The sequence below is a fragment of the Symplocastrum torsivum genome (assembly GCF_059505465.1).
Genome location: NZ_JCACKQ010000112.1, coordinates 123,682 through 139,026, shown reverse-complemented (window position 1 = coordinate 139,026; position 15,345 = coordinate 123,682). Strand labels below are relative to the sequence as shown.

General features: G+C 47.7%; 16 protein-coding genes. 5 read left to right on the top strand and 11 right to left on the bottom strand.

The window, feature by feature from the left end; genetic code table 11:
* Nucleotides 1-112: 112 nt before the first annotated feature.
* Nucleotides 113-733 carry a GerMN domain-containing protein gene (locus tag AC5JL3_RS25820; RefSeq protein WP_496077195.1) on the bottom strand — a complete coding sequence of 207 codons (621 nt, stop codon included), beginning with the start codon at nt 731-733 and terminating at the stop codon, nt 113-115.
* 555 nt (nt 734-1,288) lie between these two features.
* On the opposite strand from AC5JL3_RS25820, the gene AC5JL3_RS25815 reads away from it, so the two are divergent.
* Nucleotides 1,289-1,666: a DUF1816 domain-containing protein gene (locus tag AC5JL3_RS25815; protein WP_496077194.1), complete on the top strand. Its 378-nt coding sequence runs from the start codon at nt 1,289-1,291 to the stop codon at nt 1,664-1,666.
* Nucleotides 1,667-1,895: 229 nt separating this feature from the next.
* Here AC5JL3_RS25815 and AC5JL3_RS25810 read toward each other — a convergent pair whose 3' ends face one another.
* The gene (locus AC5JL3_RS25810) at nt 1,896-3,107 is read right to left on the bottom strand and encodes an HhoA/HhoB/HtrA family serine endopeptidase (protein ID WP_496077193.1); all 1,212 of its coding nucleotides are present in this window, start codon (nt 3,105-3,107) and stop codon (nt 1,896-1,898) included.
* A gap of 217 nt (nt 3,108-3,324) precedes the next feature.
* Between AC5JL3_RS25810 and AC5JL3_RS25805 the strand changes: the two genes are divergently transcribed.
* Together AC5JL3_RS25805 and AC5JL3_RS25800 are read left to right on the top strand one after the other, a co-directional pair.
* Complete coding sequence (locus tag AC5JL3_RS25805) at nt 3,325-3,468, top strand: hypothetical protein (RefSeq protein WP_496077192.1); 144 nt, start codon at nt 3,325-3,327, stop codon at nt 3,466-3,468.
* On the top strand, nt 3,468-3,884 hold the full coding sequence (locus tag AC5JL3_RS25800; RefSeq protein ID WP_242058497.1) for a metal-sensing transcriptional repressor: 417 nt from the start codon (nt 3,468-3,470) through the stop codon (nt 3,882-3,884). Before AC5JL3_RS25805 ends, AC5JL3_RS25800 begins: the two co-directional genes overlap by 1 nt.
* 134 nt (nt 3,885-4,018) lie before the next feature.
* Here AC5JL3_RS25800 and AC5JL3_RS25795 read toward each other — a convergent pair whose 3' ends face one another.
* The 3 genes from AC5JL3_RS25795 to AC5JL3_RS25785 all read right to left on the bottom strand — a co-directional run bounded on the left by AC5JL3_RS25795 (nt 4,019) and on the right by AC5JL3_RS25785 (nt 5,989).
* Entirely contained in the window at nt 4,019-4,312 is a 294-nt protein-coding gene (locus AC5JL3_RS25795; protein WP_496077191.1) for a hypothetical protein, read from the bottom strand.
* A 22-nt stretch (nt 4,313-4,334) separates the two neighbouring features.
* A complete protein-coding gene (locus AC5JL3_RS25790) occupies nt 4,335-5,399 on the bottom strand; it encodes an ABC transporter permease (protein WP_496077190.1) in 1,065 nt (354 codons plus the stop codon).
* 71 nt (nt 5,400-5,470) lie between these two features.
* A complete protein-coding gene (locus tag AC5JL3_RS25785; RefSeq protein ID WP_496077189.1) occupies nt 5,471-5,989 on the bottom strand; it encodes an adenine phosphoribosyltransferase in 519 nt (172 codons plus the stop codon).
* A gap of 363 nt (nt 5,990-6,352) precedes the next feature.
* Here AC5JL3_RS25785 and AC5JL3_RS25780 point away from each other — a divergent pair, with 363 nt between their 5' ends.
* Together AC5JL3_RS25780 and AC5JL3_RS25775 are read left to right on the top strand one after the other, a co-directional pair.
* Nucleotides 6,353-6,958: a DUF3038 domain-containing protein gene (locus AC5JL3_RS25780; protein ID WP_496077188.1), complete on the top strand. Its 606-nt coding sequence runs from the start codon at nt 6,353-6,355 to the stop codon at nt 6,956-6,958.
* Nucleotides 6,955-8,394: a DUF4335 domain-containing protein gene (locus AC5JL3_RS25775; RefSeq protein WP_496077187.1), complete on the top strand. Its 1,440-nt coding sequence runs from the start codon at nt 6,955-6,957 to the stop codon at nt 8,392-8,394. Before AC5JL3_RS25780 ends, AC5JL3_RS25775 begins: the two co-directional genes overlap by 4 nt.
* Nucleotides 8,395-8,459: 65 nt before the next feature.
* Here the strand turns inward: AC5JL3_RS25775 and AC5JL3_RS25770 are convergent, their stop codons facing one another.
* From AC5JL3_RS25770 to AC5JL3_RS25745, 6 genes are all read right to left on the bottom strand, one after another.
* On the bottom strand, nt 8,460-8,852 hold the full coding sequence (locus AC5JL3_RS25770) for a DUF6464 family protein (protein ID WP_496077186.1): 393 nt from the start codon (nt 8,850-8,852) through the stop codon (nt 8,460-8,462).
* A gap of 233 nt (nt 8,853-9,085) precedes the next feature.
* Nucleotides 9,086-11,173 (bottom strand): elongation factor G, encoded by a 2,088-nt coding sequence (gene fusA / locus AC5JL3_RS25765; protein WP_192218908.1) that lies wholly within the window; start codon nt 11,171-11,173, stop codon nt 9,086-9,088.
* 431 nt (nt 11,174-11,604) lie between these two features.
* A complete protein-coding gene (locus tag AC5JL3_RS25760; RefSeq protein WP_496077185.1) occupies nt 11,605-12,993 on the bottom strand; it encodes an aminopeptidase P family protein in 1,389 nt (462 codons plus the stop codon).
* Nucleotides 12,994-13,033: 40 nt separating this feature from the next.
* Nucleotides 13,034-13,237, bottom strand: coding sequence for a hypothetical protein (locus tag AC5JL3_RS25755; RefSeq protein ID WP_496077184.1), 204 nt, complete (start codon nt 13,235-13,237; stop codon nt 13,034-13,036).
* Nucleotides 13,238-13,320: 83 nt separating this feature from the next.
* Nucleotides 13,321-14,403: a pentapeptide repeat-containing protein gene (locus AC5JL3_RS25750; protein WP_496077183.1), complete on the bottom strand. Its 1,083-nt coding sequence runs from the start codon at nt 14,401-14,403 to the stop codon at nt 13,321-13,323.
* Nucleotides 14,396-15,178, bottom strand: a complete 783-nt coding sequence (locus AC5JL3_RS25745; RefSeq protein WP_496077182.1) for a hypothetical protein — start codon at nt 15,176-15,178, stop codon at nt 14,396-14,398. The genes AC5JL3_RS25750 and AC5JL3_RS25745 overlap by 8 nt, the downstream gene beginning before the upstream one ends.
* Between the last annotated feature and the right edge of the window lie 167 nt (nt 15,179-15,345).

Genomic DNA, 15,345 nt, shown 5'->3' with positions numbered 1-15,345 from the left:
CTTCCACACATTAATAATGACGTGATGAGATGCACCATTCTGAAGCCTTACAACCTCAGTTTCAGATGCAATCCTGATTTCAGAAGCAAACATCTGTTTCCATTCTGGTGGACTAAGAGCGAGAATTGCTTAAACACCTGTTTTCTCCACTCATATCCCCAAAGCAATTGCCATTTTTGTCCAGAATAACGACAGATTGAACGCCTCTAAATTGCTTAAGTGTAGCTGTTACGGCACTTTTTGCCCGAGCCTCATCTCCAACTCCTGCCGAAACCACTGTGCGACAAAATTGCAGACGTGCTGCTCCCCTAGAAATTGATACATTAAAATCACCTCCACAGTTGGAGCTATCTCTCAATTGAACCGCTCCAACAAAACCCTTTTGCCTTTCAGCACTTGTTGGTCCTGCAATCAATTGTTCGACGGCAAACCGGGCTAAAGTTTGGCTTTGAGTTGTCCGGTTCACAGCTTCAACATAGCTGAAGTCATTATTGCTCTGGGGCTGTTTCGGAAAAAATACTTTGACTGAGTTTAGACGTGCTGCGATAGTTGATGACGAGGCTGGCTGGGTCTTTAATTGAGCTGGTATCAACTCTCCAGATGATTTTATGGCTAATTGTGCTGAGTCATTGGATGAGGCGAACTTTTCTCCTACATTTGCCCACGCCGCCGACAACATTACTGTACACAAAAGACCAGAGACTACTAGAGGTGACTTGAAAAAACGAAGCATTTTTCCTCCTTGCGCTTAATACGTTTTCTTTCTGGAACGCTTCTATATTGCTCACACTCCGGTTATAGAAGCTTTGCCGTCACGCTTTAGAGCCTGTATCGAAAACGGCAACCAGAACCGAGGATTAATGCATCAATTGGGAAAATACATGGAGATTGGTGTAGCTAAATTCCTGAGGAAATTAACTCTTGAGTTGCCGCACTGAGAACTTACTCAACCACGAGTATGTTTAAGTATTTATACCAAGCTATTGTTCATACAGCAATTTTCATACTGGTGAGGTACAGTCAATTTTTCTCTCTTCTCCTATAGAGAATGGGAGAGTAGGATAGATGTACCTCATTAGCCTAGAAAACGCTGTAGCGTTGTCGATATGATGTTCAGCTCTTTTTATCAATCAAAGTAAATCTACTTAAAGATTGGTTTAATTTGATGCTGTATCGAGTTATACATTTACTGGGGGATATAACCTCTCCTTTAAATAATTTAATGTTTCTTCTCACTTATACCTATTTATCCGCTGGGTAAAGATTACTTAACAAATAGGAAATAATCATGCTCAACCCTACAGCGTCAATAGAACAGTTACAAGCCCATACTTCAACACTAAGCTTAGAGTTATTACAAGTAATCATTAACAAATTTTTAGAAGATGCTGAAGAGCTTTTTACGTCTTACTTAGAGAAGATGGGAAAGGCTTGGTGGGTCGAAATCATCACGAAAAAGCCTGATTGTACCTACTATTTTGGTCCCTTTGTCAGTCACCGTGAAGCTCAACTGGCTCAACTCGGCTACCTGGAAGACCTAGAACAGGAAAGACCACAACTAATTGCGATCGAGATTAAGCAGTGTCAACCCAAAGAGCTAACAGTTTTTAAAGATGAATGGAGAGAGAAAGCTTACTTTACTATTTCGCCTGATCTGAGCGCCTAGGCAACTTGTATTGGGAGCATCCCGTTTTTGCAAAAGTACCTGTTGAACAGGAAATCGCGCCGACAAAACCGAAGTTTGCCTGCGCGGACTGTTTTAAAACAGTCCGCGCAGGCGGGTTTAGTTTGTACAGCCACAGACTTCTAGTCTGTGGCTATTGGTCACGCAAGGGATGCACCCACTGGTATACGGGCTAAATCTAAAAAGCTGCTCCCCGAATTATTGAAGGCTTTTATGAGCTTGTCGAAGGTAGTTCGCCAGTACGGACAGAGAGCGTGTTCGTCTGGTTGCCGCGACGCACCTTGATTTGTAGTACTTGATTCACGCCGCTGTTTTCAACGGTACGCTGTAACTGCTCAGCCGTGGCTATCGGTTTCCCTTCGATTTCGACGATTACATCTCCACGTCGAAGTCCTCCGCTAGCAGCAGCAGTGTTGGGTAATACTTGCACCACTAAGACACCATTGACTTCCGGCACCATAAAGGAGGAGTTGGGGTCGCTGTTGTTTTCTGCGGCTATCTGAGGTGTCAGCGTTGCCATCCGAATTCCAAGATAAGGATGGGCAATTCTTTCACCCCGTGCCAGCTTAGCTGAAATTGTTTTGGCTTCGTTAATCGGAATTGCAAAACCAATTCCCATTGCATCGGGACGAATGGCGGTGTTGATGCCAATCACGTCTCCTTGTTGGTTCAGGAGTGGACCACCAGAGTTACCTGGATTAATCGCAGCATCAGTTTGAATAAAATCTAGTCGCTTATCAGGAATACCCACCTGAGTACTAGACCGCTGAAGGGTGCTGACAATCCCCAGCGTAACCGTATTATCCAGCCCCAAGGGATTACCAACTGCGATCGCCCAATCACCCACCGATACCTGTCCAGAATCTCCTAGAGGTGCAACAGGCAAATCTCTACCATCAATTTTGACAACGGCGAGGTCAGTGACTTCATCCGCACCCTGTACCTTCCCCTCAAAACTACGTCCATCTTTGAGGAGAACAGTCACCTTATCTGCCTGATCGACCACATGAGCATTGGTGAGAATAATCCCACTGCTGTCAATGATGAAGCCTGACCCTTGACCCCGGAGGCGTCTTTCTTGTGGCATCTGGGGGAAAAAGTCTTCACCAAAAAAGCGCCGGAAGCCTGGGTCATCAAAGAATGGGTCAACACGGCGCGTGATTGTGCGTTCAGTGTCAATCCGCACTACCGATGATCCCACTCGATTGACAGCTGATGTTACAAAACTGCCACTGGTAGCTGTGTTAGGTATTGGCTGCCGTTGAGCCAGCAGAGTTGGTGTTGCTGATTCTAAGCCCGGTGCCGGGCCTGCCTGAGATGGCAATACCTGATAAAAGCCAACCGTTAAAACGACACCAAGAACGATCGCAAGCAGGTAAGTACTCGTTTGGCGCAGAGGAAGAGAAAACTTTGTCAATCGCATAGCATCAATCTTGAATTCGGAGCAAGTTTCTTGAAAAACTGTAGGAGAAGTTTATTTGTCGCTACAAGTAGTCATATAAATATTCTGACAGTTCAGTTAACGTTACTGAGATTCACCTGATGAGGACGTTTTACGGACTGTCTAGGTTTCTGTCGCATCAAGGATTATCGCTATAGATTCCCCGCTCTAGGCTAGGATCAGGAGTACGAATTTATTGATGGAAGAAGAGGGTGTTCAAGAAAGTTGGCAAGATGTGGAGAATTTTCCCTCTCTTTGCGCTTTCTCAAAAGGGGGTAAGCCTTACGGCTTGGCAGCAGTGCCACAAATGCCCCCGATTCTCCTTGTCTCTTCCATCTGTTGATGAGTGTTCGTAATCCAAAAATTGGAGTTAACCCATTGATTAACGAAACCTTTGCCATTCCAGGGAAAGATGAGTGTACCCAAGAGCTGGATGTACATCACAGCCCGATAGAACATCATCATGGCGAGGTATCTACACATCGCCACGTTCATGACGAAGAATCTCTGCGGCGAATCGTCAATCGGCTTTCTCGGATTGAGGGACACATTCGAGGAATCAAAACGATGGTGCAGGAAAGTCGCCCTTGTCCTGATGTTCTGGTGCAAGTCGCTGCTGTTCGAGGCGCACTAGATCGAGTAGCACGAATTATTCTGGATGAACATTTAACCCAGTGCATCGGTCGTGCTGCTGAAGAAGGCAATATTGAAGTAGAAATCGAAGAGTTGAAGGCGGCATTGGATCGATTTTTGCCGTAGCGAAGGGTCGGTTTCTAAATAAAGGCAATCAATGACGAGGTGGTGGGGTGATAAATGACAAACTCCAAAGTTTATGTACATTAACTTCCTACCGCCCCATTTCCCCACCTGCCTCGCACTGGAACACTATTTGCTTAACCGTGTTCGAGAAACTCAATTTGGGGTACTAAAGGGTCTTGAACGATACCGACACCCGTAAATCCCCAGCGTTGGAGTAATCCTTTTAACTGGCCTCCAGAAACTGTCTCTACAGCAAAGCGGTCAGCAACATCAGAACCGTGAGCATTGAGATAACTCAGAGCATCAAAGTGTTCACGAAACATCAACAAATAGCTTGCCCCAGCGTCACTGCTACTTGGATTTGGCTGGGCAACTAAATAGCGACCGTCAGCTCTAGAAAGAATCAGATAATAGATTTGAGTGAACATGGCAAGGAAACAGCATAAATACTTACTTCAGATCCTCCAGACGAATCCGGGGATCGACGAACTTCAGCAACAAGTCCGCTAACAAGTTGCCTACAATGAGCAGCACAGCGCCCATAATCAAGCTTGCCATCACCAAATAGAGGTCTTGCGCTCTTACTGCCTCCAGAATCAGACGCCCTAGTCCGGGCCAGTTGAAGAAAGATTCGGCAATAAATGCACCGCCTAACAAGCCAGCAAACTCAAATCCCAATAGTGTTACCAAAGGATTAACCGCATTACGAAGGGCGTGGACATATATGACCCGGTTTTCTGGGAGTCCCTTGGCACGAGCCGTTTGGATATAGTCTTGGCGCAGAACATCTAGCATTTCTCCTCTGGTAATGCGCTGTAGACCAGCAAAGCCTGCGATAGATAGAGCAATTGTCGGCAAAATCAGGTGCCAGCCGATATCCAACACTTTACCGATTGGCGACAAATCCGCGTGATTGATACTCGTCATGCCACCCACGGGTAAGAATGGGGAGGTGTTCTGTGCGACGATGAGCATTAGTAAGGCGGTGATAAAGCTAGGAAAGCCTTGTCCCCCATAACTAATGACTTGTAGACATCGATCAAATGCTCGGTTTTGGTGAACAGCGGCAACAATACCAAGAGGAATTGCGATCGCCCAAGTAACAACAAGCGAGGCAATCGCCATGAGTAATGTTGCGGGGACTCGCTCCCACAACAAAGATGATACGGAACGAAAATAAGTAAAACTTATACCGAAGTCACCTCTTGTCACTACTCCCACCAGCCAACGCCAATACTGCACAATGGCTGGCTGATCCAGACCAAATTGTCGCCGTAGTTCCTCGATTCGCTCCGGCGAAATTTTTGGATTCTGCCGGAGGGTATCCAAGTAATCCCCTGGTGCTAGCTGAATGATTGCAAAACTCAAAGCAGATGCCAACAGTAAGGTCAACATCGCTTGCAACAAACGCTTCACAACATAGAGAAACGTCTCACTCGTAACTAACCGAGTGAGCCGATTGCGAAAGCCATCGAATCCATCCCGAACTGAGGAATCCTTCGTAGAAGAAGTCATAGTTAGTGTCCTTTGCCGTTTGTCAGTTGTGCTTCACCAATGACCAATGACCAATGACTAACGACCACTGTTTAATACTCAATCAATGTCACAACTGGTACATTAGGCAGCTTTTGACGCCCACCTAAATCCCGTAGCTCGATGATAAACCCGAAACCCACTAATTCGCAGCCCGTTTGCTCGACGAGGGCAGCTGTCGCACCTGCTGTTCCACCCGTCGCCATCAAATCATCCACAATCAAAACACGACTGCCAGGATTGAAGGCATCTTGATGGAGTTCTAATCGATCCGTACCGTACTCCAGTTCATACTCAACTGAATGTACGGCGGCGGGGAGTTTACCCGGTTTCCGGACAGGGATAAACCCTGCTCCCATCTTGTAAGCCAGAGGGGGTCCAATAATAAAACCACGAGATTCCATTCCTACCACATAATCAGCCGCGAGTCCTGCCTCTTCACACTTTTGGGCAAGTGTATCAATTGTGTAGCGCAGTCCCTCTGGGTTGCGTAGTAGCGTGGTGATATCTCGAAATAAAATTCCTGGCTTGGGAAAGTCAGGGATATCGCGAATCAGAGACTTTAAATCCATTCTTCAGGTGAACTCACTTTCAAAGGCATTTTATGACTCAGCATTTATGACAGGAAGAGTATCGGGTACAATCCCCAGTAACTTCCCATTCGCTTCCTGCACGCATCGTACAATAGAATGTTGGATCGTTTTTGAGCGATCGCAAACACTGATACGTTGAGCGTAGTAGAGCTGAGCAGACTAGGCATTAAATGCTAGCCTCGAAGTGGGGAAACACCCTGTAATTCAGCAACACTAGAAACTGGGCACAAATGCCAATGCAAGAAGTCAGCTATCCTATGGGCTACCAAGCCGCTTGAAATTACTTTTATAAGAACCAGTAACCTACAATCGCTAGTTGGAATGAATCTTTCTGTGAGCGTAATGCCGACAAACAGTCCTCCTGCCCAGTCCAAACCCCTAATTTTAGATAGTCTACCTGACATGCCTATCTCAGAGCGAGGGTGTCCGCCACGCACTCGGCAGCAGATCGACCTGATTTTACTTGCTATAGAAGCGTTGGAACTGGGCGGTTCTGAAGCCATGCTCTTTACGGCAAAAGAGCTAGAACTCCAGGATATTATTAAAAATCGCGTTGTGCTTTGGCGTCTGCGCTGCACCAATCCCTTACGACGCTCTCATACTCGTCGTCCACTGCAAGTCGAGGAAGCCAAGGCATTAGTGGTAATTGCCAGTCATATGGCACGAAAAATGACGGCTTTAATCCGGCAGTTATTACTGGCTTATCAACAACTGAGTGACAAGCAGGTACCACTGGATCACCATTTTCGCTTGTCTGAGTATCTAGAACGGTTCCGTGCTCATTTTCGGAGTCGGATGAATCCGCGACGTGCAAAAGTCGCTATTTACAACTCGGACGAGAAGTTGAACGAACTTGCACTCTCGCTATTAAGTCAATTGCTGTTTTGTACAGGAACCTCTGGAATGCAACGCTTTTGGACTAGCCTGTTTGATGGAGAGGTAGCATGACTATTCAACGTCAGTACAGTCTCCCCAACTGCACGCTTATTCTTGAGGGCTTGAGTGATGGTAGTGCAGCCGGGGGTGGTCAAATTGATACCCGGCCCTTGATGACGATTCTCGTCAATGCAGAATGCCGTTTTACAGGTCAGACACAATCCTTGAGCGGAGGACGTGACTTTTTAGAAAGCCTTGTGAGGGCTGTGAGTCGCTATGCTCAGGAATTTTTGAGTCAGGTACGTCATCCAAAGCTGCACGAGGAAAAGCCATCATTGGTGCAGTTGGAAAAAGTTCAGGAGAAGAATTTGCATCGGTTGACGCTGCTGCCAACTGATGAGGCTTCGTCTAAGGGAATGGTATCTGATTCCGTGTCTCATACTGGAGTACAACAAGGTAAGCTAATCCAGCTTGATTTGACAACAGTGCAGCTATTTGACTTGGTAGAAGCGATCGATCAGTTTTTGGCAGATAGGCGCACACTACCTGACATGAATGTGTTGTTGCAGCCTCTATCTAAGCGCTACCGCAAAGCTGACCAACCGATCGCGAAACGGGCAGCACCAGCAACCCTAGGAATGGCAAGTTTAGCCTTCGCTGCGATCGCATTGTTCTTTGCACCCATCCCAGAGGTACGTTCACCCAAACCCGTGGCAGCTGAACCAAATTCTAGTGAGACGACCTCTCCTAGTCCAGGTGAACCTCTCTCAAGTGCTAGCCCTTCACCGACATCATCACCACCCTCAGCCAGTGATCTGGAGGAAGTCCTTGCCACAGTTCCAGAGATTACTGATCCAACACAACTACGTTTCCTACAACGAAACCTTTACACCAAGCTTGATCAAGCGTGGGACAACCGTGACGAAGTGGATGAAAACTTAGAATATCGGGTTGGCGTTGGCAAAGACGGAGAGATTATCGGCTATAAGCCAGTTGATGAACAACCAAGCGATGCGGCTCAAGATACTCCCTTACCTGAGTTGCTCTACACTCCGACTAATGGCAGTGTTGCTAGTCAAGAACCGATTGCTCAGTTTCGGGTAGTCTTCAACAGAAGAGGCGTTCTGCAAATTAGCCCATGGCGCGGCTATACAGGTAAACCCAGTTTAGGGCCAGAAATTACCGATGCATCTGTAGTCACTGAGTTAAATAACAAACTCTATGAAGAACTTAGCGAAAAATGGGAAGGAACTCCGCTCTCCAGACGAGATTTAGTTTATCGTGTGGCTGTTACCGAAGAGGGTGTGATTGCCGACTATGAGCCAAATAATCAACCCGCCTCAGATTATATCCGGGAAACTCCTTTGCCCAGCTTACATAAGCCGGAGGCGGCGGGTATTGGTGGTGCGGATGCGGAGTTGTTACCTCAAAAACCCTTAGCTCAGTTCCGGGTAGTATTTAAGCCAGGTGGTGTTCTAGAAGTCAGTCCTCTGAAGGGGTACAGATAACTCACAGCAAATACCGACCACGTACCAGTAATAAACATAAAAACCCTCTGCATAAGAGTCTTTTACTATGAGTTACTTTGGCGCGGTTCCGATTCAAAAGGGTTGAGCAACCTCTGATAATGAACACAGCGATCGCATGGCCCACTGGGATTGATCGCACATCGAACCAACTCAGAGCGAGCATTGTATGAGCAAGTGATGTCTCCAATCACCCAGCGCCCGTCCAACAGACTGACCTCCGCTGGAATCTCACATTTTTGAACGTAGAGAGCAATCTTATGAAGCTGATAACGTCCTGATCTGAGCAGATAGCGATGCCTGCGTTCTAAAACCATGTAGGTCTGACCCTCGACTTCCAGGTAGGCTCCCGGCTGGGGATTCCAGTCTAGATATAGATGACCAAGGGTAAAACGCGAATGGCTCAGAATGACTTCTGCGGGCAGAGAATTCAACTTCATAACGAATTAATATCGACAGACTGCCAGAAACTTTAAATCAATAGACCTATCTAGAAAATGGAGGCTGAAACAAGGCTAAATCGTTCCTATCCTATTTTCATCGCAAGGTTCGTGAGCGAAAGCTCATGGTCGTCTCTTGCAAAAGGGGGTTTTGCAAGAGGAGGGAAAAGGGAAAGGAATCTTCTTCCCTTTCCCCATGCCCTTTAACCTTTTCCCTGAGTTTTGCCAGAAGTCTACGACAAAGCAGCCTGACGCTCTTTAGCTTCCTTGATCACCTCTTCTGCGACGTTATTTGGGCAAGGAGCATAGTGTGAGAACGACATCGAGAACTGTCCACGCCCAGATGTCATGGTACGCAGGTCACCAATGTAGCCAAACATCTCGCTCAACGGCACATCTGCCTTGATGCGAACCCCCGTCGGGCCTGTTTCCTGAGCTTTGATCATCCCTCGGCGGCGGTTAAGGTCACCGATAACATCGCCCATGTAATCATCTGGCGTGAATACATCGACATTCATGATCGGTTCGAGCAGCTGAGGCCCAGCCTTAGGAATGGACTGCCGATAGGCGGCTTGTGCAGCGATCTCAAATGCGATCGCCGACGAGTCAACCGGATGGAAACCACCGTCTGTGAGCGTGAACTTCAAGTCCATGCAGGGGAACCCAGCCAATACGCCTCGGTCAAGGCAGCTCACAAAGCCTTTTTGCACCGCTGGCCAGTACTCTCTCGGCACGTTGCCACCCGTCACCTTTGACTCAAACTGGAAGCCAGTGCCTGGTTCACCTGGCTCAATCACATAGTTGATCTTGGCAAATTGACCAGAACCACCAGACTGCTTCTTGTGAACGTAGCCGTCTTCGAGGCGCTTAGTAATCGACTCGCGGTAAGCTACCTGTGGTTTACCCACTTCCACTTCCACCCCATGAGTGCGCCTCAGGATATCAACCTTGATGTCTAGATGCAGTTCGCCCATCCCCTTAAGAATGGTCTCGCCGCTCTCCTCATCAGTCACCATATGGAAGGACGGGTCTTCCTGCACCATCTTAGTCAGCGCCATTGCCATCTTCTCTTCACCGCCTTTTGCTTTCGGTTTGACAGCAATAGAAATGACGGGTTCTGGGAAGACCATCGGCTCCAGCGTTGCAGGATTTTTGGGATCGCAGATGGTATGCCCGGTCTGAATGTTCTTCATACCGACGATCGCAACGATGTCACCCGCCTGCGCTGATTCGATCTCTTCGCGAGAATTGGCGTGCATCTCAACCAAACGGCTGATCCGCTCGGTCTTACCTGTAGCGGTGTTGAGCACGGTATCGCCCTTTGACAACTTACCGGAGTACAGGCGCGTAAAGGTTAAAGCACCATAGCGATCGTCCATGATCTTAAACGCGAGTGCCCGTAATGGCTTCTCTGGATCGACAATGGCAAATCCGCCCGTTTCATTCCCTTCCAGATCGATCTCTGGCTGCGGTTTGACCTCAGTCGGGTCTGGTAGGTAGTCAACTACGGCATCCAGAACCAACTGCACACCCTTATTCTTAAACGACGAGCCGCAGTAGGTAGGGAAGAATGCCATATCGCGGGTGCCCTTGCGAATACACCGCTTAATCGAATCGATATCCGGTTCTTCCCCTTCTAGATACTGTTCCATCAGGTCATCGTCCTGCTCAACCGCCAGTTCGATCAACTGTTCGCGGTAAGCCTCGACATCATCGACCATATCGGCAGGAACATCCTTAATCTTGTAGTTCATCGGATCGCCGGAGTTGTCCCATACCCATGCCTTACGGGTCAGCAGATCGACCACACCGCAAAACTGCTCTTCAACGCCAATCGGCAGCACCATCACCAGTGGCTTAGCCGCAAGCACTTTTTCGACTTGCTTGACAACACGGTAGAAATCGGCACCCGTGCGATCAAGCTTATTGATGTAGATGATGCGAGAGACTTTCGAGTCGTTAGCATAGCGCCAGTTAGTTTCCGATTGCGGTTCGACCCCACCGGAACCACAGAAAACACCAATGCCACCATCAAGAACCTTAAGGGAACGGTAGACCTCAATGGTGAAATCGACGTGACCTGGGGTATCGATGATGTTCAGTTGGTGGTCATTCCAGTAGCAGCTAGTCGCAGCCGACTGAATCGTAATACCGCGCTCTTGCTCCTGTTCCATGAAGTCCGTCGTCGCCGCGCCTTCATGGACTTCACCAATCTTGTGGATTTTACCCGTCAGTTTCAGGATTCTTTCAGTTGTGGTCGTCTTGCCAGCATCCACGTGAGCGAAGATGCCGATGTTTCGATAACGAGTGAGATCTTTCATAATTGTTCTTTGGATTAAATGCAACAAACTATTGGCGACCACCTGCAAGCGTGACAATCAATGTTGCCTTCGTCGCCAGTGCAGGCTGGATTTCAATAACGCGGAATATCAAGAAATCCTTTCCCCGTTGCTGGCAACATTACTAATTGTAAAATGTGGGATGTCAAGGTTGTAGCGGTTAGAGAAGTGAAAATAGGACAATTACAGGGCGGATTACCCGTAGAGGCGGAGTTCGTGGGTAATTCTTGAGATTGAAGACCGTTGAATTAGCGATCGCGACAAGGCGCTAAAACTGAGTGAAGATTTTAGGACAATGCCCCAAACTTCACATTTTGACGGAGCTTATTTATCACACGTTTATTGGTGTCAAATCTCGGTAATCTTGATTGCGCCAGGTAGAGCTAATTTGTACTTGCTCAGCAGCTATGTCGTTAAGCAACCGTCATCACCAGTTGTTCAACGGTATCCGCATCAGTGGGTAGAGCGGCTGTCAATACGTCGCTACCTTCCTCAGTGACCAAAACATCATCTTCAATGCGAATACCCCGGACATCGGCAAATTGAGTAAGACGCTCCCAATCTACAACCTCTTGATACTTTGATCGTAGGGAAGGGTCATTCAGAATTGCTGGCACTTGATAGAAACCCGGTTCAATGGTAACCAGCATTCCTGCTTTTAGTGGTCGATTGAGCCGCAGATAGCTTAAGCCAAAGCGATCGCTTCTAACTCTTCCTTCCTCATAACCCGCCAAATCCCCAAAATCTTCCATATCGTGGACATCTAAGCCCAAAAGATGACCAACACCATGAGGAAAAAATAGGGCATGAGCATCCATTTCTATCAAATCTGACACCTGTCCCCGCAGAATGCCCAAATCGACTAATCCTTGGGCAATTACTGATGCTGCTAAAAGATGAATGTCACGATACTCAATTCCAGGACGGATTTTATCAATACAGGCATCATGAGCCGCTAACACAACATCGTAAAGGTCACGCTGAGTTGTTGAGAATTTGCCTGTTACAGGCCAAGTACGTGTTATGTCAGATGCCCATCCTGCTGTTGTTTCAGCCCCAACATCAGCAAGTAGTAAATCTCCAGGTTGTAGGGGATGGTGATACAGTTCATTATGGAGTACTTCACCGTGAACGGTGACAATGCTGCTGTAGGCACAAGTCATATTGTGGGCAATAATCACGCCCTCCATCGCACCCCGTACTGTGGCTTCTACCTTAGCGGTAGGTGTTGCCTTCATCCCCGCTTTATGGGCTTCTACAGTCACCGCAGCGGCTTGACGTAACATTGAGAGGGCACCAGTGTCGTGGCAGAGTCGTAAAGACGCGATCGCTTTTACTAACTCTTGATCAATTCCAGTACATACATCTGCTGGTGCCACAGGTCGATTTAAAATCTGAGCTTGTTGCGAGCAAGTGGTGGCATTTGGGACGGCAACCGTTGCTGCACCTTTTGCTCGTGATGGGAGTTCTGACAGAGGAAAGGCAGCATCCGCCCCAATCGTCCCGGCAATTTCCTCGCGTTTGGGCATCTCTCCATGCCAAAGGGCACTAGCAGGAGATGCCTCGTCCATAAACAGTTCAAGCTTCCCCTGATTGAGGCAGATTGCCGCGTTCTCTAGTGGTAAACCTGCAAAGTACAGAAAGTGACTACTCGCCCGAAACGGGAATACATTGTCCGGATAGTTGCGCGAACTTCGTAACCCTGACCAGAGAATCACTGGAAAATCAATTAACTGAGCGAGACGTTCACGCCGATGTTGCAGAGTTGTTTTGAGCGAATCGTAATGCTGTAGAGTCTCCATGATCAGGAAGGTAGCACGAGATGTCTAGAAGGAGCAGCAATTATTCTGGGTCATCGTCTTCCTGAGAGTCCTCATCCTCGTCTTCCTCATCCTCATTCTCTTGGTTAGAGTTGTTAGGCTGATCTTCCTCTTGTTCTGTGGATTCATCGCCTTGCTGTGGCTGTTGACAGGCTGTGAGAGAGAATCCGGTACTGACCAACAGCAATATCAGAACGACAAACTTCATCCAAATTGGTTTTCTCATCTTTCCGCTTGCTTCAGACATCAGTGATTTTTGAGCTTTTCATTGTATCTCTAATCTATGAGGAATAATTTTTAGGCAAATATTTAGCGAGGTGTCAAAACCTCAGAACGATTACCAGTGGAATCTTCAAAAATTGCGCCCCGTCGTAGCAGGACAAGCTTTGTCTCCTCAGAAATTCCCTGATTCTTGGCAAATTGCGTATTCTCAACATTCGCCCCTCTTAAATCAGCCTCACTCAGGTTAGCCCCACTCAAGTTTGCCCCGCCTAACTCAGCAATACTCAAATTTGCCCGCATGAGATTAGCACTGCCCAGATTGGCACTGCCCAGATTGGCAAGGCTCAAGTCAGCAAGGCTCAAATCTGCTCCCCGAAGATCAGCACCGCTCAAGTTGGTGCGGATCAGGTCAGCACTGCTCAAGTTAGCTCGGATCAAGTCAGCGCTGCTCAGGTTGGCTCGGATCAGGTTTACACCACCCAAGTCAGCAATGCTCAAATTTGCCCCACTGAGATTGGTGCCCCGCAATTTAGCACCACTGAGTTTGGCATCACTCAGGTCAGCCTCACTAAGGTTTGCCCCGCCTAAATCAGCACCACCAAGGTAGGCTCCACCAAGGTAGGCTCGAATCAGGAATGCTCCCTTGAGATTGGCATCCTTGAGGTCTGCACGTCCGAGGTTAGCTCCCCTGAGTTTAGTGTCCTTGAGGTCGGCATTTCTAAGTCTGGCAGTTCTGAGGTCAGCCCCCCGGAGGTCAGCTTCACTCAGGTCAGCTTCACTCAAGTTGGTACCGCACAGGTTCGCATCACTCAAATTAGCACTATTTAATCCAGCCCCTCTCAAGTCTGCCCCCCTAAGATTAGCTCCCCGGAGGTTAGCACTTCGGAGGTCGGCATCACTCAGGTTAGCCTGACTCAAGTTTGCTCCTCTCAAGTCTGCGCCTCTCAGCTTTGCCCTCTGAAGGTTGGCGCTTCTAAGGTCAGCCCCCCTAAAGTCGGCTTCAATGAGTTCAGCTTCACTCAGATTGGTATGGCTGAGGTCAGCCTCAATGAAATCTTTAGCAATATTTAGACCAGCAATTGCTGTTAACTGCTCAAGATTATCTGTTTTGGCTTCTAAAACACGCTGAATCAGGACGTGCAGTTCCTGAAGAGATTTGTCATCAGTCATAGTGCAACTCCGCTCGACTGAGGTAAGGCTTGAGTTTCGGTTCTAGCAAACGCTGGATGATTAGTCGGTCTAATACAGCTCGTTTATTGCGACTAATGTCTGGCGGCCATAACCCCTCAGCATCAGTCAGACACAGATCTCGTTTGGACACTTCAAAGATTGCTTCTACACGACAAGGCAAAGCAATCACATTCAAGGTTGCCAATTTTGCCTTCTTCAGGAAGCCTTTTAAAACGGGTTCACCCATCTCTTGCTCAAAAATCCAAACGGGATTCTCTTCGGAAACCTTTGTTGTTATATGACAGATGCTAGGTGGGGATTGCTCTGTTCTACCTAACTTTTGTCCTACACCAACATTTGCTTGAGGCTGAGGTTGACTGCCATTTGAAGAGGGATTGGCAGCACGTATACGAATGTCTCTACCCTTTTGCTCTTTACCACGTTCGGGTTTTTGCCTTTCTCTTTGAAGGAAAAGTTCAATAGAGCCAATCAGTTCACGCGACTCAAGAGGGATTTCGCCATTTTCTAGTCTGACTCGCAGTTCTCCACCTTTTAGCCCAAACTTGACACGACCTTGTTTGAGCGTCTCCCATTGCTCGCCGAAGTTAATCGTCAACAGCAGGTCAATCGGCTGTGTGTCGGTGATTAAATGCCACAAGTCAATACTGTCCTGGCTCCCTGGCTGAACCGGAATTCCTTCCAACTTCATGTATAGGCAATTTGGGCAGTTGTTTTTAGGCTCCGGCTGAGGCTTGGTAGGAAGAGAAGGTTGCATTGCCAAGCTGGAATCGGTAGTGCAAGGTGCTACCTATAAAGGTACATGACTCGGCAATCCGTTGGTGTCAAGTGCTGCTTAAGCTTTACAATCGAACTACATATAGATGATCTTTCAGCTAATCTGCCACTTGTCAATCTGTAATTAGTAGTGTCATCTTGCTGTAG